This window comes from Neorhizobium galegae bv. orientalis str. HAMBI 540, assembly GCF_000731315.1.
Classification (GTDB): domain Bacteria; phylum Pseudomonadota; class Alphaproteobacteria; order Rhizobiales; family Rhizobiaceae; genus Neorhizobium; species Neorhizobium galegae.
Window position 1 is genome coordinate 98,593 of the sequence record NZ_HG938354.1, and the last position, 24,740, is coordinate 123,332.

28 protein-coding genes are annotated in these 24,740 nt (G+C 62.8%); 14 read left to right on the forward strand and 14 right to left on the reverse strand.

The genetic code is table 11. The annotated features are described in order from the left end of the window. Positions 1-20: 20 nt before the first annotated feature. A complete protein-coding gene (locus RG540_RS22985; RefSeq protein WP_041363848.1) occupies positions 21-374 on the reverse strand; it encodes a hypothetical protein in 354 nt (117 codons plus the stop codon). Then, positions 361-726, reverse strand: coding sequence for a Rieske (2Fe-2S) protein (locus RG540_RS22990; RefSeq protein ID WP_037084914.1), 366 nt, complete (start codon positions 724-726; stop codon positions 361-363). The genes RG540_RS22985 and RG540_RS22990 overlap by 14 nt, the downstream gene beginning before the upstream one ends. Positions 727-819: 93 nt before the next feature. Here RG540_RS22990 and RG540_RS22995 point away from each other — a divergent pair, with 93 nt between their 5' ends. The 4 genes from RG540_RS22995 to RG540_RS23010 all read left to right on the forward strand — a co-directional run bounded on the left by RG540_RS22995 (position 820) and on the right by RG540_RS23010 (position 3,922). Next, complete coding sequence (locus RG540_RS22995) at positions 820-1,629, forward strand: IclR family transcriptional regulator (protein WP_051909706.1); 810 nt, start codon at positions 820-822, stop codon at positions 1,627-1,629. 85 nt (positions 1,630-1,714) lie between these two features. Next, positions 1,715-2,206 (forward strand): MarR family winged helix-turn-helix transcriptional regulator, encoded by a 492-nt coding sequence (locus tag RG540_RS23000; RefSeq protein WP_041363849.1) that lies wholly within the window; start codon positions 1,715-1,717, stop codon positions 2,204-2,206. A gap of 112 nt (positions 2,207-2,318) precedes the next feature. Beyond that, positions 2,319-2,660 carry a YciI family protein gene (locus RG540_RS23005; RefSeq protein WP_041363850.1) on the forward strand — a complete coding sequence of 114 codons (342 nt, stop codon included), beginning with the start codon at positions 2,319-2,321 and terminating at the stop codon, positions 2,658-2,660. A gap of 5 nt (positions 2,661-2,665) precedes the next feature. After that, positions 2,666-3,922 carry an RNA polymerase sigma factor gene (locus tag RG540_RS23010; RefSeq protein ID WP_041363851.1) on the forward strand — a complete coding sequence of 419 codons (1,257 nt, stop codon included), beginning with the start codon at positions 2,666-2,668 and terminating at the stop codon, positions 3,920-3,922. A gap of 39 nt (positions 3,923-3,961) precedes the next feature. Here the strand turns inward: RG540_RS23010 and RG540_RS23015 are convergent, their stop codons facing one another. From RG540_RS23015 to RG540_RS23040, 6 genes are all read right to left on the reverse strand, one after another. Next, complete coding sequence (locus RG540_RS23015; protein ID WP_040123958.1) at positions 3,962-4,363, reverse strand: response regulator; 402 nt, start codon at positions 4,361-4,363, stop codon at positions 3,962-3,964. Positions 4,364-4,374: 11 nt separating this feature from the next. Further along, positions 4,375-6,081, reverse strand: a complete 1,707-nt coding sequence (locus tag RG540_RS23020) for a sensor histidine kinase (RefSeq protein WP_041363852.1) — start codon at positions 6,079-6,081, stop codon at positions 4,375-4,377. Between the two features lie 175 nt (positions 6,082-6,256). After that, positions 6,257-6,772 carry an RES family NAD+ phosphorylase gene (locus RG540_RS23025; protein WP_041363854.1) on the reverse strand — a complete coding sequence of 172 codons (516 nt, stop codon included), beginning with the start codon at positions 6,770-6,772 and terminating at the stop codon, positions 6,257-6,259. After that, positions 6,765-7,133, reverse strand: a complete 369-nt coding sequence (locus tag RG540_RS23030) for an antitoxin Xre/MbcA/ParS toxin-binding domain-containing protein (protein ID WP_041363855.1) — start codon at positions 7,131-7,133, stop codon at positions 6,765-6,767. Before RG540_RS23030 ends, RG540_RS23025 begins: the two co-directional genes overlap by 8 nt. Before the next feature lie 76 nt (positions 7,134-7,209). Continuing rightward, on the reverse strand, positions 7,210-7,854 hold the full coding sequence (gene scpB, locus RG540_RS23035; RefSeq protein WP_041363856.1) for an SMC-Scp complex subunit ScpB: 645 nt from the start codon (positions 7,852-7,854) through the stop codon (positions 7,210-7,212). Positions 7,855-7,856: 2 nt separating this feature from the next. Beyond that, the gene (locus RG540_RS23040; RefSeq protein ID WP_046599296.1) at positions 7,857-8,765 is read right to left on the reverse strand and encodes a DUF1403 family protein; all 909 of its coding nucleotides are present in this window, start codon (positions 8,763-8,765) and stop codon (positions 7,857-7,859) included. Positions 8,766-9,041: 276 nt separating this feature from the next. Between RG540_RS23040 and RG540_RS23045 the strand changes: the two genes are divergently transcribed. From RG540_RS23045 to recX, 3 genes are all read left to right on the forward strand, one after another. Then, a complete protein-coding gene (locus tag RG540_RS23045) occupies positions 9,042-10,556 on the forward strand; it encodes a S10 family peptidase (protein WP_041366231.1) in 1,515 nt (504 codons plus the stop codon). A 121-nt stretch (positions 10,557-10,677) separates the two neighbouring features. Then, the gene (locus RG540_RS23050) at positions 10,678-11,400 is read left to right on the forward strand and encodes a L,D-transpeptidase (protein WP_041363858.1); all 723 of its coding nucleotides are present in this window, start codon (positions 10,678-10,680) and stop codon (positions 11,398-11,400) included. Between the two features lie 110 nt (positions 11,401-11,510). Next, positions 11,511-12,065: a recombination regulator RecX gene (recX, locus tag RG540_RS23055; RefSeq protein ID WP_041363859.1), complete on the forward strand. Its 555-nt coding sequence runs from the start codon at positions 11,511-11,513 to the stop codon at positions 12,063-12,065. A gap of 21 nt (positions 12,066-12,086) precedes the next feature. Here recX and RG540_RS23060 read toward each other — a convergent pair whose 3' ends face one another. Further along, positions 12,087-12,554, reverse strand: a complete 468-nt coding sequence (locus RG540_RS23060; RefSeq protein ID WP_041363860.1) for a group III truncated hemoglobin — start codon at positions 12,552-12,554, stop codon at positions 12,087-12,089. Between the two features lie 200 nt (positions 12,555-12,754). Here RG540_RS23060 and RG540_RS23065 point away from each other — a divergent pair, with 200 nt between their 5' ends. Next, positions 12,755-13,834, forward strand: coding sequence for a DUF7256 domain-containing protein (locus RG540_RS23065; protein ID WP_244446745.1), 1,080 nt, complete (start codon positions 12,755-12,757; stop codon positions 13,832-13,834). A 95-nt stretch (positions 13,835-13,929) separates the two neighbouring features. Here RG540_RS23065 and pcaF read toward each other — a convergent pair whose 3' ends face one another. Genes pcaF through RG540_RS23080 form a run of 3 tightly spaced genes read right to left on the reverse strand, consistent with a single transcriptional unit; the run spans position 13,930 to position 16,555 of the window. Beyond that, positions 13,930-15,135 (reverse strand): 3-oxoadipyl-CoA thiolase, encoded by a 1,206-nt coding sequence (gene pcaF / locus RG540_RS23070; protein ID WP_041363861.1) that lies wholly within the window; start codon positions 15,133-15,135, stop codon positions 13,930-13,932. Between the two features lie 11 nt (positions 15,136-15,146). Next, positions 15,147-15,836, reverse strand: a complete 690-nt coding sequence (locus RG540_RS23075) for a CoA transferase subunit B (RefSeq protein ID WP_041363862.1) — start codon at positions 15,834-15,836, stop codon at positions 15,147-15,149. Next, positions 15,833-16,555 (reverse strand): 3-oxoacid CoA-transferase subunit A, encoded by a 723-nt coding sequence (locus RG540_RS23080; RefSeq protein ID WP_041363863.1) that lies wholly within the window; start codon positions 16,553-16,555, stop codon positions 15,833-15,835. Before RG540_RS23080 ends, RG540_RS23075 begins: the two co-directional genes overlap by 4 nt. 210 nt (positions 16,556-16,765) lie before the next feature. On the opposite strand from RG540_RS23080, the gene RG540_RS23085 reads away from it, so the two are divergent. Both RG540_RS23085 and RG540_RS23090 read left to right on the forward strand, forming a co-directional pair. Then, positions 16,766-17,521: an IclR family transcriptional regulator gene (locus RG540_RS23085; RefSeq protein ID WP_041363865.1), complete on the forward strand. Its 756-nt coding sequence runs from the start codon at positions 16,766-16,768 to the stop codon at positions 17,519-17,521. An 85-nt stretch (positions 17,522-17,606) separates the two neighbouring features. Continuing rightward, a complete protein-coding gene (locus RG540_RS23090) occupies positions 17,607-17,855 on the forward strand; it encodes a WGR domain-containing protein (RefSeq protein WP_041363868.1) in 249 nt (82 codons plus the stop codon). Between the two features lie 24 nt (positions 17,856-17,879). Here the strand turns inward: RG540_RS23090 and RG540_RS23095 are convergent, their stop codons facing one another. Then, positions 17,880-18,143 carry a sunset domain-containing protein gene (locus RG540_RS23095; RefSeq protein WP_041363870.1) on the reverse strand — a complete coding sequence of 88 codons (264 nt, stop codon included), beginning with the start codon at positions 18,141-18,143 and terminating at the stop codon, positions 17,880-17,882. Between the two features lie 238 nt (positions 18,144-18,381). Here RG540_RS23095 and RG540_RS23100 point away from each other — a divergent pair, with 238 nt between their 5' ends. The 4 genes from RG540_RS23100 to RG540_RS23115 all read left to right on the forward strand — a co-directional run bounded on the left by RG540_RS23100 (position 18,382) and on the right by RG540_RS23115 (position 23,556). Beyond that, the gene (locus RG540_RS23100) at positions 18,382-19,137 is read left to right on the forward strand and encodes a CPBP family intramembrane glutamic endopeptidase (protein WP_080725056.1); all 756 of its coding nucleotides are present in this window, start codon (positions 18,382-18,384) and stop codon (positions 19,135-19,137) included. A gap of 497 nt (positions 19,138-19,634) precedes the next feature. Beyond that, positions 19,635-20,840: a plasmid partitioning protein RepA gene (gene repA, locus RG540_RS23105; protein WP_244446794.1), complete on the forward strand. Its 1,206-nt coding sequence runs from the start codon at positions 19,635-19,637 to the stop codon at positions 20,838-20,840. Positions 20,841-20,874: 34 nt separating this feature from the next. Next, positions 20,875-21,945 (forward strand): plasmid partitioning protein RepB, encoded by a 1,071-nt coding sequence (gene repB / locus RG540_RS23110; RefSeq protein ID WP_041366234.1) that lies wholly within the window; start codon positions 20,875-20,877, stop codon positions 21,943-21,945. A 441-nt stretch (positions 21,946-22,386) separates the two neighbouring features. Continuing rightward, positions 22,387-23,556 (forward strand): ABC transporter substrate-binding protein, encoded by a 1,170-nt coding sequence (locus RG540_RS23115; protein ID WP_041363875.1) that lies wholly within the window; start codon positions 22,387-22,389, stop codon positions 23,554-23,556. 86 nt (positions 23,557-23,642) lie between these two features. Here RG540_RS23115 and RG540_RS23120 read toward each other — a convergent pair whose 3' ends face one another. Beyond that, complete coding sequence (locus tag RG540_RS23120) at positions 23,643-24,659, reverse strand: NADP-dependent oxidoreductase (RefSeq protein ID WP_041363878.1); 1,017 nt, start codon at positions 24,657-24,659, stop codon at positions 23,643-23,645. Between the last annotated feature and the right edge of the window lie 81 nt (positions 24,660-24,740).

Here is a 24,740-nt window from a genome sequence, read left to right on the forward strand (position 1 = left end):
GAAAGAGTGGATTTTATGCCTCAAAGTTCATCCGGCCGGCGCCGGTACCAGAGCGCCAGTTCCATCGGCCCGAGATGCAGGGCGCGCAGGATTTCCGACACGGCAGACAACGCTTCGGTGGCGGTCACCGTCTCGTCGCGGGTGCCGGTCAGCGGCCGGAACGTGCGTTCCTCGCCGTCGCTCTTGGCGACGTAAAGCCGGATCGCCGCAGTCATCATCCGCGCCACCGCCTCGTCGGAGACGCGCGATGCTTCGCCGTTTTCCAGCAGTTCGGCCGTCGCCTTCTCGATCTCGGCGGTGGCGTCCTCGATCCAGCCATAGGGATCGTTGCGCCCAAGGGGATTGCTGCGAAAAGTGGGTTCAGAGGACGACATAGATCTGCCCCTCCCGGATCGCCAGTTCGGCGCGGTGCAGGCGGTATTTGGCCGGCCCGGCATTGCGGCCGGTTTCCAGGTTGAATTCCCAGCCGTGCCACGGACAGGCGACGTGCATGTTCTCTTCATTGTATTGAAGCGTCCGCACCTCCTGCCTTTCATCGACGGGCTCGATGACTTGAGGATAGATGCGGCCCTGACAGATCGGCCCCTGCCGATGCGGGCACATGTTGTGCCAGGCGTGCAGCGCACCCTTCACACGAAAAATGCCGATCTCCCGCTCCCCGCAGGCGACGACCTTGCGGCCGCCATCGGCGATCTCATCCTCCGAACAAACCAGATATTCCGCCAAGGTCTCCTCCCTATCCTTCGCGCGATTTCAAGATTCTTGAAATCATTCAGTTATATTGTATAAAGATGAACGAGGACGTCAAGCGGAGAGGTCATGGACGCGTCGGTAAACCAGAAAGCGGCAGGCAAGGACCGGGAGATCAAGGGCGCCGCCGGCATCCAGTCGCTTGAAAAGGGGCTGAAGGTGCTGACGGCGATTCGGCATGCTGGCCGTGCCATGCGGCTGAACGACATCGCCGCTGCTGCCGGCATGACGCCCAGCATGGCGCATGGTTATCTGGTCAGCCTGGTGCGCACCGGCTTCGTCACGCAGGACCGGCTGTCCGGCCTTTACGATCTCGGCGATGCCGCGCTGCAGCTCGGGCTTGCCTCGCTTTCCCGCACCGATTTCCTCAGCCTCGCCCGCGCGGCGATTTCGCAGCTTGCCGCCAAGCTCGGCGAGACGGTGACGCTGGCGGTCTGGAACGGCGATGCGCCTGTCGTGGTCGACAAGATCGAGGGCCGCTCCGACAGCGTCTACGAGATCAAGGTCGGTTCGCTGGTCCGCCTGTGGCCGACGGCGACCGGTCGGGTCTTCATGGCCAACCTGCCGGACGCCGAATGGGAACACCACTTGCGCGCCATGATGCACCAGGGCGGCGAAGCGGAGGGCTCGATCGCCCGTTTCATAACCGATCTCGCAACGGTGCGCAGCCAAGGTTATGCCGCGACGCTGCCGTCCACGGTTCCGGATTTTTCGGCGGTCGCCGCCCCCGTCTTCGATCACCGCTCGCATCTGAAAGCGGTCGTCACCGTGCTCGGTCGGCAGGATGGCTTCGATATCGCGCCTTCCGCCCCGCCGCTGACCGCAACGTTGCGTGCCGCCAGGTCCCTGTCGCTGCGGCTCGGCGCCTCAGTAAGTTGAGGGTTTTGTGCAACGCGACTTGTGCCGCTGCACTTTCTCCGCTACCCCGCTCATATAACCGTTTAAAGAAGGTCACCGCATCGTGATGGCTGAAGACGTCAGGCCCGAAGAAGCAAGCACCGGCGATTGGGTGATGCAGCAGCCCCGGGCAATCTACTTCCTGAACCAGGCAAATCATGCCGTCCGCAGCCGGCTGGAAGTGGCGTTGTCGGCGCTGCAGATGACCGGCATTCAATATACGGTGCTGAGCGTCATCGGCAGCCGCGAGGGTCTCTCCTCGGCCGAACTCTCGCGCCGTTTCTTCGTGACGCCGCAGACGATGAACGAGCTGATCGGCGGCCTGCAGCGCCGCAATCTCATCACCCGCAAGGAAGACCCGGCCAACCGCCGCATCCTGCGCATGAGCCTGACGACCGAGGGCAAGCGGATGATCAAGGCCTGCGACGCGGCAGCCGATGCCGTCGAGCGGGACGTCTTTTCCTTCCTGCCGCAGGAAAGCTACCAGCAGCTCCGCGAGCTTTGTCGGCTGGTCGCCCGCAATCTTCGCGAGCGCGACGAGATCGCCAAGGGAGACTGACAAAATGCGCGGCCGGCGATAGATTTTCGCGGGCCGTGTCGAACGGGCTTATTCTCGAACGACATTGGGGTAGCAGTCCGATGACGGGCTGCCGCATCCAGGGAGAAAAGCCATGAAATACATGCTGATGATCTACCGCGACGAAGCATGGTTCGCTGCCGATGCCAAGAGCGGCGCCCATTCCGCCCCCTATATCGCTTATGCCGAAGCGCTGAAGAAATCCGGCGCGCTTGTCGGCGGCGATCGGCTGCAGGTCTCCGAGACCGCAAGCACGGTACGGGTCACAGGCAACAAGACCGAGGTGCTGGACGGCCCCTATGCCGACACCAAGGAACAGCTGGGCGGCTTTTACATCATCGACGTGCCTGATCTCGATGCCGCGCTCGAATGGGCAGCGAAATGCCCGGGTGCGATCAACGGCGCGATCGAAGTGCGCCCGATGTGGGTGATGTGACGCCGATGGTCGGCGGCGGCGAGGTTTTGGACGGAGTTTCCGGCGAGGCCGAGCGCGTCGCCCGCCAGTCCTACGGCCGGCTCGTTGCCTTCCTCGCCGCCCGCACCCGCGACCTGGCGGGTGCCGAGGACGCACTGTCGGAAGCCTTCGCTTCGGCGCTTTCCGATTGGCCCAATATGGGTATTCCGAAAAATCCCGAAGCCTGGCTGCTGACGGTCGCCCGCCGAAGGCAGCTCGATGCGATGAGGCGCGGGGGCACGCGTGCCGCCGCCGCGGATCATTTGAAGCTGCTGTCCGACGAGCTTTCCGATCAGGAGCAGGCGGACATCCCGGACGAGCGGCTGCGGTTGATGTTCGCCTGCGCCCATCCGGCGATCGACGCCCGGATGCGTGGGCCGCTGATCCTGCAGACCATCCTCGGCTTCGACGCGGCAACGATCGCCAGCGCTTTCCTTGTTCCACCGGCTACCATGGGGCAGCGACTGGTCCGCGCCAAAACCAAGATCCGCGACGCCGGCATCGCCCTCCGCCTGCCCGGACGCGCCGACATGAGCGAACGGCTGGATGCGGTTCTGGAGGCGATCTATGCGGCCTTCACCGAAGGCTGGATCGATCCGGCTGCCGCCCCGTCCCGCCGCCGCGGTTTGGCGGAGGAGGCGATCTGGCTCGGCCGGCTGGTGGCCGTGATGCTGCCCGACGAGCCGGAAGCGCTCGGCCTGCTGGCACTGATGCTGCATCTCGAAGCCCGGCGCGGCGCGCGGCGGACCGAGGCCGGCGATTATGTAGCGCTCGCCGAACAGGACCCGGCCGCCTGGGACAGGACCCTGATCGACGAGGCCGAAGACATCCTGCTCACCGCCAGTCACCGCGGAAGGATAGGCCGCTATCAATTGGAAGCCGCCGTGCAATCGGCCCATGCGATCCGCCGTTTCGGCCGTCAGCCCGATTGGGCGATCCTTGAAACCCTCTACGGCCATTTGGGGGCGTTGACCGGCTCGCCGGTGGTTGCCGTCAACCGCGCCGTGGTGATCGCGAGCGGCCGAAGCGTGGAGGAAGGGCTCGCGGCACTCGATGCGGTCAACGGCGACCAGCGCCTTGCCGGCTACCAGCCCTATTGGGCGGCGCGCGCCGACCTGCTTTCCCGCTGCGGCCGAAGACAAGAAGCCGATGCCGCCTATGCGCGCGCCATCGGCCTCGAAACGGACCCTGCGATCCGCCGATTCCTGGCAGGTCGCCGGTCGGGACTCGCAGTTACGTCCTGAGCTGCGGCCGCAGAGGAACTCCGCCGCCTTGCCTCAAGATCAAAGTGCTCGGCCGACAGCCCGGTCGTTCTCGAGGCGGGCGATGCAGCCGGCGAGCTTGGCCAGCAGAAGATCGAAATCGATCGGCTTGGTCAGGTAGTCCGCCGCCCCTGCCCGCAGGCCCGTCAGGACATTGTCCTTGTCGGTCAAGGCCGACAGCAGGATGAAGGGGATGTTGAAAAGCTCGGCGTGGTTCATCTGGATTTCTGCCAGGAGCTGGTGACCGTCCATGACGGGCATCGAAATGTCGCAGATGACGATGTCCGGCCAATAGGACAGGATGGCTTCCAGCCCCTCCTGCCCGTTGGCGGCCTCCAAAGTTGCAAACCCGGCGTCCGTCAGTTCTTCAACGATGAGCTGGCGGATATCCGCTTCGTCGTCGATGCATAGTACGGTAATCATCCTGCTATTCCCTAAGCTGCACGTTTGATGAGATTTGCGAGCGGTCCCTTGTTCGGGAGCGCCACGGTGAATGTTGTTCCCCGGCCGAGCACGCTCTCGACCGAAATCGAACCGCCATGCAGGTCGACGATCTGCTTGACGAGGTTGAGCCCGATGCCGGTGCCGGCAATCCCGGTCGCGCTGCGGGCCCGGTAATAGGGCTGGAAAAGCTTCGGCAGGTCCTCGGCATCCATGCCGATGCCGGCATCCTGGATCGACACATAGGACATGCCGTTCTTCGTCGAGGTCCGGATATGGATATCCGGCGCCTGGGGGGCATATTTGACGGCATTCGAAAGCAGGTTGGTGAAGACCTGTTCGATCGTTGTGCGATCGGCAAGGATCGTCTGCGGCAGATGCGAAAGGTCCCGGTGAATTCTGTGGGATTTGCGAACGTCCATCTGCCGGGCGCAGCAGGATTCGATGATTTCCGCCAGCGAGAGCCGTTCCGGCTTCAGCGTCGTTTTACCGGTCTCCAGCCGGCCCGCCGACAGGATGCTCTCCATCAGGTCGACCATGCGCAGCACGGCGGCGCGGATCTGGGCCGACTTCTCTTCCACATATTCGGGCTTCTGGGTTGTTTTCGTGCGCGACAGGCGCTGCGCTGCGGCATCGATGATGGCAAGCGGGGTGCGGAACTCGTGGGAAGCCATGGTGACGAACTGACGCTGCAGGGCGTTCACATGCCGCTCCTGCGCCAGGAGCCTGTCCAGCTCCTCCCGCTGGCGCTCGATCTCCGTCGTCCGCAGCCTGACGCCCTCTTCGAGCTGGTCGCGGTGGCGCATCAGTGCCAGACGGCTTTCGGAGAGGTCGAGGGTTGTCTTGCGCAGTCCACGGCCCAGGAAGATCACCACGCCCATGGCCACGACGATGCCGGCAATGCCGACCGGAGCGATTTTCTCGATGAGCATCAGGCCCGGCCGGATGGGCTGCCAAGCCATATATCCAAGCGTCGAGCCGGCGCTGGCCATGACCGGAATGGCCGCAGTCGATTCGGCAGCGTCGGTGGTAAAATGCAGTGTCTCGATCCGCGCATAACGAGCGATTTTTTCGACCGCGCTGGCATCCAGAAATCTTACGGCAACCGCAATGAATTCCTTGCCGGCATCCAGCGAGACCTCGTCGCTGCTCGGGACGATCGGCCTTGCGCTGACGACAGCCGGCCGGCCGGCGATCGAGAGGATCTTCTCCGCGAAAATTTCGGCAAGCACCGGGGGATTGGAATCGCCGGGTGCGGTCCGTTTGCGGAGCGCCGCCCGGATGTCTTCCCGCAAGGCAGCCGCAGCCTTTTCATCGCCGAGAAAGGTCAGGGCCGCGATATCCTCGCCGTCCCGCATAGCGAAGACCAGCTCATCCCGCTCATTGAACACGTAAGTGCGGTCATGGCTGAAATATTTGTGCATCCACATACCGATATTGTCGGCAATCCATGGGTGATCGTCCTTGGCGACAAGCAGGACCGCGTCGTTCCATGCCGTGACGCTTTCCAGTTCATGCTGTACGGCTTTCACCTGCTCGTCGAGGCCCTGTTCGACGTAACCCTTCTGCCGGGTCAAGGAGAAATCGTCCACCTTGACCGAGGCAAGCCACATGAAGCCGGCGAGAAGCAGCGCTGTCAGGGCCGTCAGCAATGTCAGCACGATCGTGACGTGCGATGTGATACGGATGTTCTGCTGCATAGGCACCGCTTTCTCTCGGCCCATCATGCATCCAAAACATTACATTCCGCTAAATTTTAAATGCCAAGGTTGAACGGAGTATTTTCCATACAGCTGTGGGTGGGACGTCAGGCGGCGATGGTCGTCCCGGTGGTCGAACCGACGCTACGGGGAGAAACTACGTCGCTTTTCCCGACTATAACCAGGAAGCCGGGCTTTTCGGCAGCCGGCCGTCGGGGTCGGTGACCGTGAGCTTCAGCTGATCCTTGCCGTTCCAGCGCCAGAGGGCGACGCAGGTTCCGCCTGGCGACATGAAGGACGGATAGATAACGCCGTCGCAGCCATCATCGAGCAACCTCTCTGCAACGAGATGCGTCGCCGGTATCTGGCCGGCATCGAGATCGGCCCGCCATTCGCAGTGGTGGATTGTCTCGTCGACGCCAAGACCGGCCAGAACCTGGGGGCTGGTCAGATCCGCGAGCCGCGCGCCGTCGAGCCGAAGCTGCGCGATCAGGGCCGGATGCTGGACGAAACCCTGATTATACTCCGCCCAGGCGGTGCAAAGCTCGCGTGCCGCATAGATGGTCGCTGCGCCGACCGGGTTCCAGCGTCCGCCGAAGCGAGCAGCGCCGTCGCCGGAAAGCGGCGCGTGCGCCCAGCGCGGCACATAGGCACGCCAGAGGATGCCCGATTCCGGGGCCAATTCAGGCATAAACGCCGGAGCGTACCGCCTCCAGGTAGGCGAGTACCTTGTCGGCCTTGCCTTCGCCGACGAGGTCGTAAGCCGTCTTGCCCGCCCAGCCCGGGATAGGCTGGTGCTTGAACCAGATCGCCGCGCGGTTCTCGTCGCCGGCCATCTCGCTCGCCATGGCCAGAATGCGCACGACCGGGGAGAGCGCCAGATCCACCTTGCGGGCGCCGCTCTTGGCCGTCAGCGTATTGCGGGCGACACCGATCAGTTTTGCGAGTTCCGCCTGGGTCAGTCCGAGCAGATCGGACACCCGCCGCGCCGATAAAAGCGCGGATTGCGATTCACGGAAAGCGGCGGCGCCGATTTCAAAAGCATGAGCCATGAGAGCAGTCCTGATCCAGTTTTGATCATCTGTTGCTCAATATGAGCCCAATTTCCGCGCATTTCAAGCGCTGCCGTTAATCGTCGTCATCTTCCAGTTCCGGCTCGACGAAATCGTCGACCGGCAGCTTGCGGGTCAGCAACCCGGCATCCTCCAGCATTTCCGCATCCGGAAGGTCGCGGAGTGTGTCGAAACCGAAGGCGGTGAGGAAGGCCGGCGTGGTGATATAGGTATAAGGCGCACCGGGCGTCGGGCTGCGCGGGCCGGAGGCGAGGAAACCGAGCTGCCGGAGCGTCGCGATCGTATCACGGCTCACCTCGCGCCCGAAAATCTTCGAAATTTCGGCGCGCGTCACCGGCTGGAAATAACCGATCGTCATCAGCACCAGCGCCTGGTGATCGGTCAGATCCGCGGGCGGTGCGTTGGCAGTACCGGAAGCATGGATGACATCGGCAAATTCCGGCCGGGTGCGATGCTGCCAGCCGCCGGCGACCGCGACGAGTTCATAAGGCCGGCCGCCGAGCGACTCGCGGATCTCCTCGATGATCGCTTCGATATCGCAGTCCTCTCCAACGACGCGCTCCAGCGCTTTCCGGGTGACGGGCTCGGAAGAGGCAAAGATCACCGCCTCCACCCGCGCCGCCCATTGGCGATGCCGCTCCTCCTGCGTCAGGTGGAGAAGCTCCTTGTCGATGACGATTTGCCGCGCCCGCTTCGCCATGCTCAGAGCCCGTAGATGCGGAAGGTTGGGCGGCCGGAAAGCTCGCGCACCGCTTCCAGCTGCTGCAGCCGCTCGAACAGCCGGCGCGACGCGAAACGGGAAAGGTTCGGCGTTTGCAGCGAGCCGGAAACGGCGTCATCGGAGAGCAGCAGGCGCAGCCCGTCCTCCGCCCCTTTCGCGCGCAGCTTTGGCGTGACGAAGGCAAGCCGCTCGGCGCGCCGGGCAATGTCTGCCGCCAGCCGGCCGGCTTCGGTCGCGGCATGTACAACGGCCAGGCAGATCGCCCGGTCGAACCCTTCTTCACCGGGCCGGATGCGGCCACGCCCGCCCTCGGCGCGGAACACCGAAGAAAAGCGCTGGCTCATCAACAGCGGCACGGGCACGGGCCAGCGCAGCTTCTGCGCCAGAAGGAGATCGGCAAGCCACCAGCCGAGCGCTTCGGCATCCGGGCGGATCGTGTGCGCCTCGCGGATGATCGCCGCGGCCGCGAACGGCGCGGCTGATCCGGCGAGGCCGAGGTCGTCAAAAGTCTGCGCGAGCGTTGCCAGCGGCTCGTCCCATTTGATGCCGAGCATGCCAGCTACCGTCTGCAGCATTTCCGCATCAAGCGCGGCCGAACGCGAGGCAAGCCGCTTCCAGGCCGAAAGGATCTGACCGGCCGGACCGGGATCGTCTCCCGGCTTGCGCAACAGCCAGGCATCGCGCAGCCCCGCCTCGTCTTCCGAACGCCCCGCAAGCCGAACAGCCGCCGTCGCGCATTTCAGCGCTAGCCGCTGCCGCCAGGCGCCCGCCCAATCAGGTTCGGCCCGAACGATCTGGTCGAGCGGATAGAGCGCGCCACCCGCCATGAATGCCGCATCCGCGGTGTCCGCGGCAAAAGTCTGGGGACCTGCCCAGCGAGCTGCCGGCATGGGCTGAAACGGCGTCTTCGGAGATACGGCCTTGGGAATCATGGGCGTGAGCGTAAATTTTATGTGCGCTTGTGGCCACCGATCGCGCAGCAATCCGCACCGTCGCCCGGCGGATTTGCACCGTTATTTGCAGGGCGCCGCTGCGAAAGCACTGAAAATCGGCGAGCCGAGGCCCCTGCCCCTGTCGATCAATAGGAGTTGAGTTTTGCGGATCGGCGCGTCGCCCTACATAGGATGCGGCTGGCCAAGGAGGATTTCAGTTTGACGTTCCATCGGATGATTGCATCTCTCGCCGTAGTCCTTGCCCTTTCGGCGCCAGTTCTAGCGCAGCAGCAGCGCGGTGGAGACGAGAACCGCGAGCGGGGGCGCCAGACGGAGCAGGGTGGCGGTGGTGGCATCTTCAGCCTGATCCCGGCCGATTCCACCACCGAACATGTCTTCAAGGCGCCTTCCGGCGATCTCCCCTATACCGCGACAGCCGGCACGCTGGATCTCTTCGGCCAGGACGGCAATCGCTCGGCGAAAATCTTCTATACCGCCTATATCGCGAAGAACAGAACGTCGGGCCGGCCGCTCACCTTCGCCTTCAACGGCGGCCCGGGCGCCGCCTCCGCTTATCTGCATCTCGGTCTGGTCGGTCCGAAAATCCTGGAATTCGGGGCGACCGGCGACAATGGCACGACGCCCCGGCTGAAGGACAACCCCGAAAGCTGGCTCGCGTTCACCGATCTCGTGCTGATCGATCCGGTCGGTACCGGCTGGAGCCGCGCCGCCAGCAACGACGCGGCCGGCGGTTATTACGGCGTGCGGCAGGATGCCGACAGCCTGTCCAAGGCGATCGCGCTCTACGTCCAGAAGAACAACCGGCTCGATGCGCCGAAATACCTGCTCGGCGAGAGTTATGGCGGTTTTCGCGCCGCCAAGGTCGCCGTGTCTCTGAAGAACAGTCAGGGGATGCTGGCCTCGGGCATTATCATGCTGTCGCCGCTGGTGGAGGGTCGTTTCCTCGCCAATTCCGACGATCCCTTGAGTGCGGCGCTACAGCTTCCCTCGCTCGCCGCAGCCGAGCTGGAGCGCCGCAACCAGTTCACGCCGGAAAAGCTTGCCGATGCCGAACGTTTCGCGATCGGTGACTATCTCGTCGGGCTCGCCGGCCCCTCCCCCACCGGCCAGGCGGCCGATACGCTCTATGGCCGGGTTTCCGAACTCACCGGCATTCCGAAGGACATCGTCGTCCGCACCCGCGGTTTCGTGGGCGATGTCTATGCCAAGCAGATGGGGGGGCCGGGAAAGATCGTCAGCCCCTATGACGCTGCCTACGCGGTGCCGGATGCCTATCCGGAAGATGCCGTCACCCGCAACGACGACCCGATCCTCGAAGGTTACACGCGCGCCTATGGCGCCGCGTTTGCCGCCTATGCTCGCAACGAGCTCGGGTTTGCGAGCGAAATGACCTATTCGCTGCTGAACGAGGAGGTGAACCGCCGCTGGGAGTGGAACGGCAGCCGTGGCGGAGATTCGCGCTCGCTCGCCAGCGCCAGCACCGATATCCGCGACCTGCTTTCGGTCATCCCGTCCTTCAAGCTGATGATCGCCCACGGCTACAGCGACGCGCTGACGCCTTACGGCGCCAGCCGCTACGTCATCGACCACCTGCCGCCTGAACTTGCTGCCGGCCGCGCCGAACTGAAGGTCTATCGCGGCGGGCACATGTTCTACACCAGGCCGGATTCACGCCGCAGTTTTGCAGGCGACGTCAGGGCGTTTTACGAGGCCAAGGCGACGGATTGAATTTGCCAGCTGTTCGATGACGGACGGGTCACCGTGATGTGAATGCGTCGCGTCTTGCTGGTCAGGGCTCGAAACCGCTACTAGCTCACATACGTTGATTTTCAGAAAGATCTTTGGGTCCATGACCAGCGAATACCAGATGTCGCGGCGCGCCTTCGTGATAGGCTCCGTCTCGATGACCGCGACGCTTGCCGGCTGCGCCACCACCGCTGAGCGAGCTCCAGTCCCGGAAATGGCCCGCCGTCCGATCGAGCCCCCCAGCGAAGCGGAGCTGCAGGCCCGGTACGCCGCCGTCGAGGACAGCGGCCACCTCCTGCCGGCGATCCCCTACAAGCAGATCGACCCGAAATATTATCGTCAGCGCGTGGTCGATCCGACCGGCGAACTGCCGGGCACGGTGGTCGTCGATACGCCCGGCCGTTTTCTCTACGTGGTGGAGCCCGGCGGCACGGCGATGCGGTACGGCGTCGGCATCGGCAAGGACGGTTTTGCCTGGCAGGGCGAAGGCGTCATCCACTGGCGCCAGCCCTGGCCGCGCTGGAAACCGCCGAACGAAATGGTCGCGCGCCAGCCGAGCCTCAAGAAGTTTTCGATCGAGAACGGCGGCATGGATCCGGGCGTCAAGAACCCGCTCGGTGCGCGGGCACTCTACATCTTCCAGAACGGCCAGGATACGCTCTACCGCCTGCATGGCTCGCCGGAATGGGCTTCCATCGGCAAGGCGTCGTCGTCGGGCTGCGTGCGCCTGGTCAACCAGGACGTCATGGATCTCTATGCGCGCGTCCCCTACCATGCCCGGATCGTCGTGCATCAGGATGTGTTGAAAACGGTGCCCACGGTCTGAAACAGCCCTCCACCGGCCTCACCGGATGTCCGGCGATGTTGTTTCGCCGGGCCTACCTGGTGTAAGCAGCCCAGCCGTAGTCAAAACAGTGCTGGAGGCCTGAACTGGATCTGGACGACGAGACGCCGCAATCCGATGCACCGACGCCGCGCATGCTGTCATGGGCGCGCAATTCGACGATCTATCGCATAAACCGGCGCATGCACACGGAAAAGCAGCTCTTCGATGCCATAGCGCGCAAGGCACGTGAGAAATTCGAGGATATCGGCGAAGTCCAGGTCAGGGCGCTGGCCGAGTTCGCGGTGAAATTCGCCTATGACAACAAGGCGCTGGATGATGCCGCCTTTGCCGAGACGAGCACCCGCTCGGGCATGCGCGGCGGCAGGTCCAGACGGGCCATTGCCCAGAAACTGTCGCAGAAGGGCGTGGCGAGCAGCACCGTGGCGGCCGCCATTGCCGAGGCGGATGATTTCCATGCGGCCATCATCCTGGCCCGCAAACGCGCCTTCGGGCCGTTCCGGAAGGGCGCGCTCGACGAAAAACGCAAGGCGAAGGAGTTCTCCACCTTCGCCAGGGCAGGTTTCAGCTTCGATATCGGCAGGAGAATCTTCGAGATGTCGCTCGATGAGGCCGAGGAAGCGCTGGATGCGGGCCGCCACCTCTAGGCGCTAGGGCGCCGCCGGCCGTCAGGCCTGCTTGAGCGCCGGGTCGTCCAGCGCCGGATTGTAGAAGAGCGACAGCGTCAGGCTTTTTGCGATGCGCTCGGCCGTTGCCATGAACCAGGCTTTCGCCTCGGGGCTCGGAGCCATGTCGTCCAGCGTCGCGGCAAACAGCTCCAGCCATTTTGGGAAAAGCTCTGCCGTCATGTTGGCGACGCCTGCATGCGCCTGGACCGGCTTTCCGCCATAGGCACCGTTGCGGAAGGCGACGGAGGACCAGAAGCTCTTCATTTTCGCCATGTGCTCCGGCCAGCGTCCGGAAAGCCGCGCGTCGAATACGGGTCCCAGTTCCGGATGCGCCAGTATGCGGCCATAAAAGGTGTCGACCAGCGTGTCGATGAAGGCATCATCGACGCCGATCGCCTTCATTTCCGCTTCCGCTCGTTCCCGGATCGCCGCGATATGCGCCGCGCGCCCCTGCAATTCGTCGCTCATCTCAAAACCTTGGGTTCCACCGCATTTGCAGCCCGCCTTATATAGGCTCAGCGGATGCGGGACCCAAGGCCTGATGCCCGGTTGCGACGATGTGTCAGAGAGCGGCGTGCGGGTACTTCGAAGACGTTGAAATTCAGCCGCGCCGCAGCATATCCCTTTTGCCGCGAGCGGCTATGGGTTCATGGATGGAGACGGGGATCATGCGGAAGCGTGAATTTCTGATCGGCGGGGCTGCGCTGGCTCTGTGGGCGACAGCGGGAGGTCAAGGCATGGCGGCGTCGAGTAAACCGGTTGATGCCGCAGCGCTTGCGGCTCTACGACCTGGCATGCCGATGTCGGCCGTCGAGAAGGCGATGGGGTCTGCCTGGCGCGCGCCGCCGCCCCACAAGGGCGGCCTGATCGACATTCTCGAGAATACGTATGGCGTCATCGTGCGGATCGATCGGAAGGGACTGATCGGCAGCGTTAATTTCAACTCCCGCTTCGAGCATACGATTGCCGGCGTTCCCATGGGTATTTCGCTTGCCGATCTTCGCACCACTGTGCCCGATATGCAGATCGGCGAGGAAAGCAAGGTACGGCGCGCTACCCGTTTCGGCAGGAAGCAATTGCAGGAAGGCGAGCTTTCCGCCCGCATCACCTATGACACGGTCTACGAGATCAACATTTCCAATCCCGATGCCGAATATAGGGAGCCGACCGCACCGCCCTACCCGGCCGCAAGCGGCGATCCCGGCGCGCCTTTCTCGGATGTTAACCTGAAGCTGGCGGTGCTCTCTGCCCTTATGCGTTCCAAGGCGATTGATCTCGGCACGCCGGAAGAGCTTGCGAGCCATGTGCTGGGCCGCCCGGTCGACCTGGAAAAGGAGGGTTACGAGCGCATTCCGGAAGCGCTGGATTATCTCTCCCGCTATCCTTTGACCGACGAACTCCTGGCTTCCGTCGACTGGATCGAATTCGACGGAGGCGCTGCGATCTACCCCTATGTCTGGTATTTCTGGGGCGGCGAAGAAAACGCGTTCGATATCAAGGACCTGTCAGGTATCCGCTTCTGCCCGAACCTGAAATTCATCTCCGTGATCTCGATGATCGACAAGGTTGATATTCGCGACCTAGCGCCGCTTACGAAACTGGAACGGGTCAGCATCAACGTTCCGTCCGAAAACATCGAAGCATTGCTCGATCTGCCGTCGCTCAGACAAGCGGGCCGTTTTTCCGGGGCGCCGGCCGCACGCGGAGTTTTGGAAACGTTGAAGCAGCGCGGCGTGCAGGTAAACTAGATCTGGGACGCCCCGCCGACGTCAAACCTGCCTTCGGCCATGTTTCGGGAAAAGGGGGAACTCCCTTCCCGTTCAGGGCAGGGAGTAGCTTTGGATCACACGCGTTCCAGAGCGACCGCGATCCCCTGCCCCACGCCGATGCACATCGTCGCAAGCGCGTAACGGCCCTTGCGGAGCGACAGTTCGAGCGCTGCGGTGCCGGAAATGCGGGCGCCGGACATGCCGAGCGGGTGGCCAAGTGCGATCGCGCCGCCGTTCGGGTTAATATGTTCGGCGTCTTCCTGCAGGCCGAGTTCGCGAAGAACCGCGATGCCCTGGCTCGCAAAGGCTTCGTTGAGTTCGATCACGTCGAAATCCTTCGGCGAGATGCCGAGACGGGCGCAAAGCTTCTGGGTGGCCGGCGCCGGGCCGATGCCCATGATGCGCGGCGGAACGCCGGCGGTGGCGCCGCCCATGATGCGGGCGATCGGGGTCAAGCCGTATTTCTTCGCCGCCGCTTCCGAGGCGATGATCAGGGCCGCTGCGCCGTCGTTGACGCCCGACGCGTTGCCGGCGGTCACCGTAGCACCCTCGATCTTGTTCAACACCCTGAGCTTGGCAAGCGCTTCCATGCTGGTCGCGCGGGGATGTTCGTCCTTCGAAACGATCACCGGATCGCCCTTCCGCTGCGGGATGGTCACCGAGGTGATTTCCTTGGCGAGACGGCCGTTCTCCTGAGCTGCCGAGGCCTTCGCCTGGCTGCGGACCGCAAACGCGTCCTGGTCTTCGCGGGAAATCTTGTAATCGATCGCCACGTTGTCGCCGGTTTCCGGCATGGAATCGACGCCATACTGCTTCTTCATCAGCGGGTTGACGAAGCGCCAGCCGATCGTGGTGTCAAAGATCTCGGCATTGCGCGAGAACGCGGTATCGGCCTTGGGCATCACGAAGGGCGCTCTGGACATGCTTTCGACGCCGCCAGCGATCATCAGTTCGGCCTCGCCCGCCTTGATGGCGCGGGCGGCGGTGATGACCGCATCCATGCCCGAACCGCAGAGGCGGTTCATGGTGGTGCCGCCGAGCGAGACCGGCAGTCCGGCAAGCAGCGCCGACATGCGGGCGACGTTGCGATTGTCTTCGCCGGCCTGGTTGGCGCAGCCGTAGATGACATCGGCAACCGCTTCCCAATCGACGGAAGCGTTACGTTCCATCAACGCTTTCAGAGGGATAGCGCCAAGGTCGTCGGCACGAACGGCGGAGAGCGAGCCGCCGAAACGGCCGATCGGAGTGCGGATATAATCGCAGATATAGGCTTCGGTCATGATCTTCTCTCTCACAGTTTCGGCACGACGAGATCGGCAACCGGTCCATCGATATGGAGGCGCGCGCCGGTCATGGCCTGCAGTTCCTCGACTGTCATGCCGGCGAGCTTTTCGCGCAGGACGAAATGCTTCTCGACGATGTCGACGACGGCGTGGCTCGTATAGACCCGAGTGATACAGGCAACGCCGGTCAGCGGAAAGGTGCAAGCTTCAACTAATTTCGGGTCGCCGTTCTTGGTGACGTGTTCGGTGATGACGCAGACCTGCTTGGCGCCGTGCACGAGGTCCATGGCGCCACCGACGGCCGGCACGCCCTTTGAGCCGACCCGCCAGTTGGCGAGGTCGCCGTTCTGGGCCACCTGCAGCGCGCCCAATATGGCGACGTCGAGATGTCCGCCGCGCACCATGGCAAAGCTGTCGGCGTGGTGGAAGAAGGCAGCGCCCGGCTTCAGCGTCACGGCCTTCTTGCCGGCGTTGATCAGGTCCCAGTCCTCCTCGCCTTCGGCCGGCGCTTCGCCGAAGTTGAGGATGCCGTTTTCGGTGTGGAAGATCGCCTCGCGGCCCGGCGGCTGGTAGCGGGCGACCATTTCCGGAAAACCGATGCCGAGGTTCACATAGGCGCCGTCCTTTATGTCCTGGGCGGCGCGCCAGGCGATCTGGGCGTTGGAAAGCTTGATGTCTTCTCGGGTGTTGAGGGTCATACCTGTGCTCCTGGGGCGTAAGCCACTCCGGCGCGAATGAGGATTTCTTCCTGCTGGGGGTTGGGCACTTCGACGACGCGGTCGATGAAGATGCCGGGCGTCACGACATGCTCGGGATCGATGCCGCCTGGGGGCACGATCTTCGACACCTGCACGATCGTCTTGGCGGCGGCCATGCACATCAGCGGATTAAAGTTGCGGCCGGCCTTGTTGTAGGTGAGGTTGCCCAATGGATCGCCGAGCTGCGCCTTGACGATGGCGAAATCCGCCTTCAGCCAGCGCTCCTGGACATAATGGCGGCCGTCGAACTCGGCGATCACCTTGCCGTTGGCAAGTTCGGTTCCGTAGGCGGTCGGGGTGTAGAAGGCCGGGATGCCAGCGCCGCCGGCGCGGATACGCTCGGCAAGCGTGCCCTGGGGCACGAGTTCAAGCTCGATCTGGCCCGCGAGATAACGGTCGGTAAAGGCGCGCGGATCCGACGACTTCGGAAACGAGCAGATCATCTTCCTGACCATGCCCGCGTCGATCATCGCGGCAATTCCGATACGACCATTGCCGGCATTGTTGTTGATAACGGTTAAGTCCTTGATACCCTTGTCGATCAGGGAGTGGATCAGTTCGATCGGCGCCCCCGATCCGCCAAAACCGCCGATCATGATGGTCGCGCCATCACCGATCTCGGAGACGGCTTCCGCCGTGCTCCCGATTGTCTTGTCCATACGGGATATCTCCTTCGCTATACCCGGCGAACGTGCCCGCCGTGCCTCCGCGAAAACAGATAGATCAGCATGGGAAAGACAGCAAGAAATATGTGCGATAATTGACTTTTGTTCATATATCGCACATATTGTGCGAACTGGCGATGCGGAGCCTGCACATCCTCGCGGCTTCACATTGCGTCGACAAAGGGCGAGACACAGGGAGAAACCATGCAGGAAACGGATTTCGTCAGCGGTTTCGCGCGAGGCCTGAAGGTCATCGAGGCATTCGGTGAGACGACGCCGCGGCTGGCGATCGCCGATGTGGCGAAGGCGACCGGGCTCGACCGGGCGACGGCCCGCCGCTGCCTGCTGACCCTGGCCGAACTCGGTTATGCCGACTATGACGGAAAATTCTTCGTGCTGACGCCGAAGATCTTGCGGCTCGGCCATGCCTATCTCTCCGCCACCCCCCTGCCCCACATCGTCCAGCCTTTTCTCGACAAGCTCGCCGAGGAGGTTCACCAGAGCGCGTCCGCAAGCGTGCTCGACGGCACCGAGGTCGTTTATATCGCCCGCGCCTCGCAGAAGCGGGTGATGTCGATCAACCTGATGCCCGGCAGCCGCCTCCCCGCCTATTGCGCCTCGATGGGCCGCGTCCTGCTGGCGGCCATGCCCGACAACGAGAGCCTGGCGCTCCTGAAACAGAGCAATCTCAAATCCTTCACGCCCCGCACGCTCACCGACCCCATCCGGCTGATGGAGGAGCTTGCCCGCGTCCGCGAGCAGGGTTTTGCCGTCATCGACCAGGAACTGGAACTCGGCCTCTGTTCGATCGCGGTGCCGCTGGAAAACGATCGCGGCCGGGTGGTCGCCGCAATCAATATCGGCGCGCCGGCGGCAAGCGTCCCCGCCGCCGAAATGGCGGACCGGTATCTGGAGCCGCTGAAGAGCGTTGCAAGGCTTCTGAAATCGCTGCTGCGCTGAACCCATCAGCGCCGTGAATCGATGAGGCCGGATCGATTCAATCATGTCGTTGGACGGCAGAATCGGGACTTGCGATTCTGCCGGCATGACCAGCGGACCGCTTCCCCTCACCCGCCGCGACCCCGCCCGCAACATGGCCCGCTTCTACGTGCTTAGCGTCGAACCCGATCTTTTCGAGGGAGCGGCGCTCACCCGCAACTGGGGCCGTATCGGTACCAAGGGCCGTTTCCGCATCGATCTGTTCGGCTCGCGGCTGGAGGCGGAACGCCGGCTGGTGGCGCTTGTCCGCAGCAAGGTGAAGCGCGGTTATCGGCGACCGGCGGAGGCAGGTTGACAGCTGTCAACTCAAGTCCACCCTTTAGCGGGTAGCCTTGCGCCAGCCCGCAGACTGTGCCTCATCTTCGCTGCAGAACGATCGCTCTCCGTATTGCCTGCTGATAATAGTGGCATTGTAATCCAGCTGCCCGAGAACATGAAAGATTCGTTCCCGGGAACTGATGGAGACATTGCCTTTGATGTTGCAGGCGGGGTCGTACCACTCGCGCGGCGCAATTGCGTAGCCGCCAGTCGTGGTGAAAGCGGCGAGTGAGGCGGCGAATACCAGAAGCGGAAATTTGCTCATGGCCGAATATAGCGGCCCGGTTCTTATATCCTGTTTCCCTGGTCGCTCGAGTTTTAGCAATTGAGGGCTGAGACGTGACGTCGCATCTCGACAGACTTCCTCGAGCAACGGGCAGGTTGACAGCTGTCAACTCGATCGCGCGCATCATCCCTGGGGATGGCGGGGCGCCTCTATGGTCGTTGCAGGCGATTGATGGTCTAACCGAAGCGTCAGGCAACGCCTGTGCTGGGGAGGGATCATGAAGCGCATAACCGGTAATCGATTGGGGCTGTCGCTTTTGATCCTGCTCGGCTGGGCACTGATCGGGTGGCTTGCAGGTCCGCTTCTGGCGCTTGTCGGTGAGCCTTCCATCGATCTTGGCGGCATTTCCATTCCCAAGGCATTGCTCTTCGCGGTTATTTTCCTGATCAGCATGTCGGCTCTGTTCGACAGCCGGGAAGTCGGCCTTGCCGCGCCGAGTTCCGGGCGTTCGCTGCTGCTGGCATGGCTGCCCGGTCTTTATGCCGTCTGGTTCCTGCTGCTGGCGGTCTGGTCCGGCCTTCCGTCGATCGCGCTGGCATCCTCGCTGCTTGTCTCGACGGCGCTCGGAGCGGCCTCGCAGGAACTGATGTTCCGGGGCATCCTGTTTGCGGGGTTGCGATCCCGCTATTCGGACCTCAAGACGACGTGGATATCGAGCATTCTTGCCGGCATCGCCTGGCTTCCCGTCTGGATCTGGTACGGCGCCTGGGAACAAGGGGTTGGCGATATGATGCTCGGCTTCCTCCTGAGCATTTTGTTTTCGGCAATCCGCGTCAGAACCGGCTCGCTTTATCCCTGCATCCTGCTGCATGCCGTTTGGAGCTATTGCCTCACGCTGCTGAGGGTGAGCGGGGAGGGCGTGTTCTGGAGCCAACTGCTCTTCATCGCCCTCGTCATTCCCCTTCCGATCTACGGGCTGTTCCTGTTGCGGAAGAAGGCTCTTGTCGGCATGCCGGCCGTGGCAGCTGGTTGACGGACGGCCACAAAATATCCGAAGGCTATCGGCGGTTGACAGCTGTCAACTTGATGATGGTTGAGAACACATCCCTGATGTTATTGCCCTGGATTTTTAGAGCACGGGCGACAAAATAGTTTCATCCCCTTCCGTTTCCGGCAGGTTATGCTTGCATGCAGCAAATGCCGGGGAAAACGACTGATAGCCATGCTTAATGTCTTGTTAACCAAAAAATCCTTGACGCGAATCGCCGTGTCGCCCAGGTTGGTAACGGCAGGAGACGAAGAATTTCCGTTTTGGCGTAACCGGTCGCTCTGCCTGTTAGTACGGCAGCTTGCCGTATAAATCGGTAAAAGAATGGTGTCCGGTCAACCCGGCTTCACATCGGAGGCCTATCCTGTTTCCGGTGGTTCAAAAAGGAGCAGGGCATGGTCGGCACGAATGAGGAAGAACCCATGGCTGTATCGGCGAAAAAATCGGGTGCTCTGAGCGCGGATGTCACGGCCCAGCCGCGGATGCTCGCCGACGAGGCGATCGCCAGGGATGCGCGGGCACTGTCCGAACAGCTGAAGGCGATGCGCGAGCGGCTTTTCCCACCGGCCTCGATGAAAACGCTGAGAGCCTTTTCGTCCGGCGAGGCCGCCAAGCTGATCGGTGTCTCCGACGGTTACCTGCGCCAGCTTTCGCTGGCAGGGGAGGGGCCTCAGCCGGAAACCGGTGCCGGCGGGCGGCGCTTCTATTCGCTCGCCGACATCAACGCGCTCCGCCACTACCTCGCCGACCAGGCGCTCGCCAAAGGCAACCACGCCAAGGCGCGTTCCTACCTGCCGCATCGCGACGGCGCCCGCGGCGAACATCTGCAGGTCATCTCGGTCACCAATTTCAAGGGCGGTTCCGGCAAGACCACGTCCGCCGTGCATCTGGCGCAATATCTCGGGCTTACCGGCCACCGGGTGCTGGCGATCGATCTCGATCCGCAGGCTTCGCTCTCTGCACTGTTCGGTTATCAGCCGGAGCTGGATCTCACCGGCAACGACACGCTTTACGGCGCAATCCGCTACGATGCCGAGCAGCGGCCGCTCTCGGATATCATCCGCGGCACCTATTTCCCGGGCGTCGATATCATCCCCGGCAATATCGAGCTGCAGGAATTCGAACATGTGACGCCGCAGGCGCTGGCGCGCCGGCAGGAAGGCCAGGATGCCGGGCCGCTGTTCTTTGCCCGCATCCAGGCCGCCATCCAGACGGTCGAGGCCGATTACGACGTGGTGGTGATCGACTGCCCGCCGCAGCTCGGTTACCTGACGCTGTCGGCGCTCTGCGCCTCCACCTCGGTCGTCGTCACCGTGCATCCGCAGATGCTCGACGTCGCGTCGATGAACCAGTTCCTGTTCATGACCTCCGACCTACTGTCGGTGGTGCGCGAGGCGGGCGGCACGCTTAATTTCGATTTCCTGCGCTATCTCGTCACCCGGTTTGAACCGAACGACGGGCCGCAGGCGCAGATTGTCGGCTTCATGCGTTCGCTGTTCGGTGAGCGAGTGCTGACCGCGCCGATGCTGAAATCGACGGCGGTATCGGATGCCGGCCTCACCAAGCAGACGCTCTACGAGGTCGGCCGCGAGAACTTCACTCGCACCACTTATGACCGGGCCGTCGAAGCAATGAATGCCGTCAACGGCGAGGTCGAGGCGCTGATCCACTCCGCCTGGGGATGGTGAGGCGCAAGCAGGACATCAAGAGAAGGCGATGACGATGGCTGGAAGCCGCAAGAACGAGTTGAGGGCGCTATTTGCGGGAGGACTTGCACCGAGCGAGCCAGCCCGTGCGCCTGAAACCAAATCCATGCCCGAAGCCGAAACCGGCCCGGTTGCTGCGGGGGAGGGCGCGCCGCCGCCCCGCAGCGCATCCGGCGCTGTCAAGGCGATGGGCCTGTCGCTTGGCACCATGACCCGCGATGCGGATGAGGCGCGGGCGCTGCGCCAGGCGCTCAGTGACGGCGAACGCGTCGTCAACGTCCATCCGGAGAAGATCGATTCCTCCTTCATCGAGGATCGGCTGCGGCTCGACGATCGCGACGACGAGGATTTCGCAGCCCTGATCGACAGCATCCGCGAGAGCGGACAGCAGGTGCCGGTGCTGCTGCGCCCGCATCCGGACAAAAGCGGCCGTTACCAGACCGCCTACGGCCACCGCCGCGTGCGTGCCGCCGCTCGCCTGGGGATCGAGGTCAAGGCCATCATCCGGCCGCTGTCCGACGACGAGCTGGTGCTGGCGCAGGGCAAGGAAAATGCCGAACGCCGCAACCTCACCTTCATCGAGCGCGGATTGTTTGCCAAAAACCTCGCAAGCCGGGGTTTCGACCGCAAGGTGATCGGCGATGCGCTCGCGGTGCAGAAGAGCGAATTGTCGCGCCTGATGCAGGTGGTGGACGGCATTCCGGAAAATTTCATCCGCATCATCGGCCCGGCACCAAAGGCCGGCCGTGACCGGTGGATGAAGCTCGGCGCAATGCTGCAATCGGGCGCTGCCCAGAACGCCGCCCATGACGAGATTCATTTCCAGCGGTTCCAGTCGGCCGGCAGCGATCAGCGCTTCCAGTTCCTCTTCGACCGGCTGTTGCGCCGGATCAAACCGGAGGCGCCGAAGCCGAAAGAGCTCAAGGACAGCAGCGGCAAGGTTTTCGCCCGCATCAGGCGCGACGGCAGGGGTCGGCGTATCGAGTTTTCGCCGGATGTCGATGCCGCGTTCATCGACGAGGCGGCGGCATTGCTGGCTGAACGTTACGAACAGTTCATCGCGGATCGTTCTGCCGACAAGGCCTGACACCTCGTCACGCTAAAGGCTAATATTGACAGGCAATGTATACAGACCTATTGCTAGTATAAGGGTATGGAGGAAATAGGGCTGGCCGGCGGCTTTCCTGGCCGCACAGGGAATTCCTTTTTCAATGGGTTTTCTTTAGGCGCGCGAATTTTGATCGACGCCGGTCGATTTGAGGAGCCGTTTTCCGCGAGAAACGCTGTTAAAGGCGAAATTGTATACATGAATCCGTAAAGTAACCCTGGAATACGGCTGGAATGTCTGGCCGGGTTGTCGGTTAACGAAAACGGAAGCAAGTGGGATTTGAGGCTATCGTCACCCGTTGACTGTTGGTTCCAATGTCCCCGATATATCCCACAGGCTGTGATGGGCTGGGGGCCGCAAGGAGGACGCGGTCTGTCACGAGGAGCTTTGAGAACAGGTCGTCTTAGAGGAGGAAAGAAAATGATTACCAGAAGAACATTGATGGCTGCGGCAGGTCTCGCCATGGGCGGTCTCGTTGCCATTCCGGCATCCGCGCAGGAAACGGTCAAGATCGGCCTCATCCTGCCGATGACCGGCCCGTTCGCGTCCACCGGCCGCCAGGTCGAAGCGGGCGTCAAGGCCTATATGGCGCTGAACGGCGATACGGTCGCCGGCAAAAAGATCGAAGTCGTGCTGCGCGACGACGGCGGTGTCGCCGACCAGACCCGCCGCATCGCCCAGGAACTCGTTGTCAATGACGGCGCCAAGATGCTGATGGGTTTTGGCCTGACGCCGCTTGCCATGTCGGTCGCGCCGGTTCTCAACCAGGCGAAGATCCCGGCGATCATCACCTCGGCAACGACCTCGGCGATCATGCCGCAGTCGCAGTATTACGCCCGCACCTCGATGGGCGGCCCGCAGTCCGCCGTTCCGGTGGCCACCTGGGCGGTGCAGAACAATCTGAAGAAGGTCGTGACGCTGGTCTCCGATTACGGTCCGGGTATCGATATCGAGCAGGGTTTCACCAACCAGTTCAAGAAGGAAGGCGGCACGATCGTCGAAGCGATCCGCGTTCCGCTGGCGAACCCGGATTTCGCCCCCTTCCTGCAGCGCGTCCGTGACGCCAAGCCTGACGCGGTGTTTGCCTTCGTGCCGGCCGGCATCGGCGCGCAGTTCATGAAGCAGTATGTCGACCGCGGTCTGGCCGACGCCGGCATCAAGCTGATCGCCACCGGCGACGTCACTGACGACGACCTGCTGAACGGTATGGGTCCGGCCGCCAAGGGCGTGATCACCGGCCATTTCTACTCGACCCTGCATGACAGCCCGGAAAACAAGGCTTTCGTCGCCCAGGTGAAGAAGGCCAACAACAACATGCGCCCGAACTTCATGGGCGTCGGCGGGTATGACGCCATGACGCTCGCCTATATGGCGCTGAAGAAGACCAATGGCGATACCGACGGCACCAAGCTGATCGAAGCCATGAAGGGTGCCACCTGGATAAGCCCGCGCGGCCCGATCGCTATCGATCCGGCCACCCGCGACATCGTCCAGGACATCTACATGCGCGAAGTCAAGGAAGTGAACGGCGAACTCTACAACGTCGAATTCGCAACCTTCCCGAAGATCAAGGACCCGAACGCCAAGTAAGGCGGATTGATCTCCCTGAGACAGGAATGGCGGGCTTCGGTCCGCCATTTTCGTTTGGAATATGGGATGCGTTTACGGTTTCGCACTCACGCGCCGACCGTGAGCACGATCTTGCCCTGGATATGCCCCCTGGCGGCTCGTTCATGGGCCTTGCGAGTGTCGGCGAGCGGATAGGTGCTATCGAGGACGACGCGGATCGTCCCGTCGTCGAGCAAGCGCGCGATTTCTGCCAGCTGGGCTCCGCTCGAACGGACCTGGGTGGTCGAGACGGTGACGCCGAGCTTTTCGGCCTCCTCGGCACCCGAAAAGCCTAGTGGGTAGACCGGGAACAAGGCGCCGCCGCGCTTCAGTGTGCGCAGGAAACGGCCGGTGGTCGGCCCGCCGAGGGCGTCGACGACAAGATCGATGTCATGCGCAACCTCTTCGGGCGGCGTTTTTGTGTAATCGATGAATTCGTCGGCACCGAGTTCCCGTAACAGCGCCTCATGCTTGCCGGATGCCACGGCGATGACATGCGCACCTTTCAATCTCGCGATCTGCACCGCGAAGTGCCCGACGCCCCCTGCCGCGCCGTTGACGAGGACGGTCTTGCCTTCCAGCGGCACGGGCTGATGTTTATGCGGCTGAAGCGGGTTCGGTTCATCGTGCCCCAGCGAGATCATGAACTGCCACGCTGTCAGCAGCGACATCGGCGCTCCGGCGGCATGCGCATGATCGATGCCGGCGGGCTTGAGCGCAAGTTCCGACGCCGGCACGCTGACATATTCGGCATAGGCCCTGCTTTCCCCGACGCTGAAAAAGCGGACCATGGAGTAGACGTCGTCTCCGACGGAAAAACCCCTGACGTCATCAGCCACCGCCTCGACAACGCCGGACACATCCGTGCCCAGGATGATCGGGAAAGGCACCTGCGGCCGCCATTCCGGAGGAAGCGCCTTGTAGCCATCGCGCAGATACCAGTCGGGCGGGTTGATCCCTATGGCATGGACGCGAACGAGGACTTCCCCCGGCTTCAATTCCGGTTTCGGCGCATCCTCGTAGCGCAGCACTTCAGGGCCGCCGTATTCGTAAATCCGGATGGCTTTCATTGTTTCGGTCGACATCGCTTTCTCCGTCGCGGCAGGTGTGCTAACTAATGCGGAGCACTGTTCCGCTTTATATCCGGAGCACTGTTCCGATTGTCA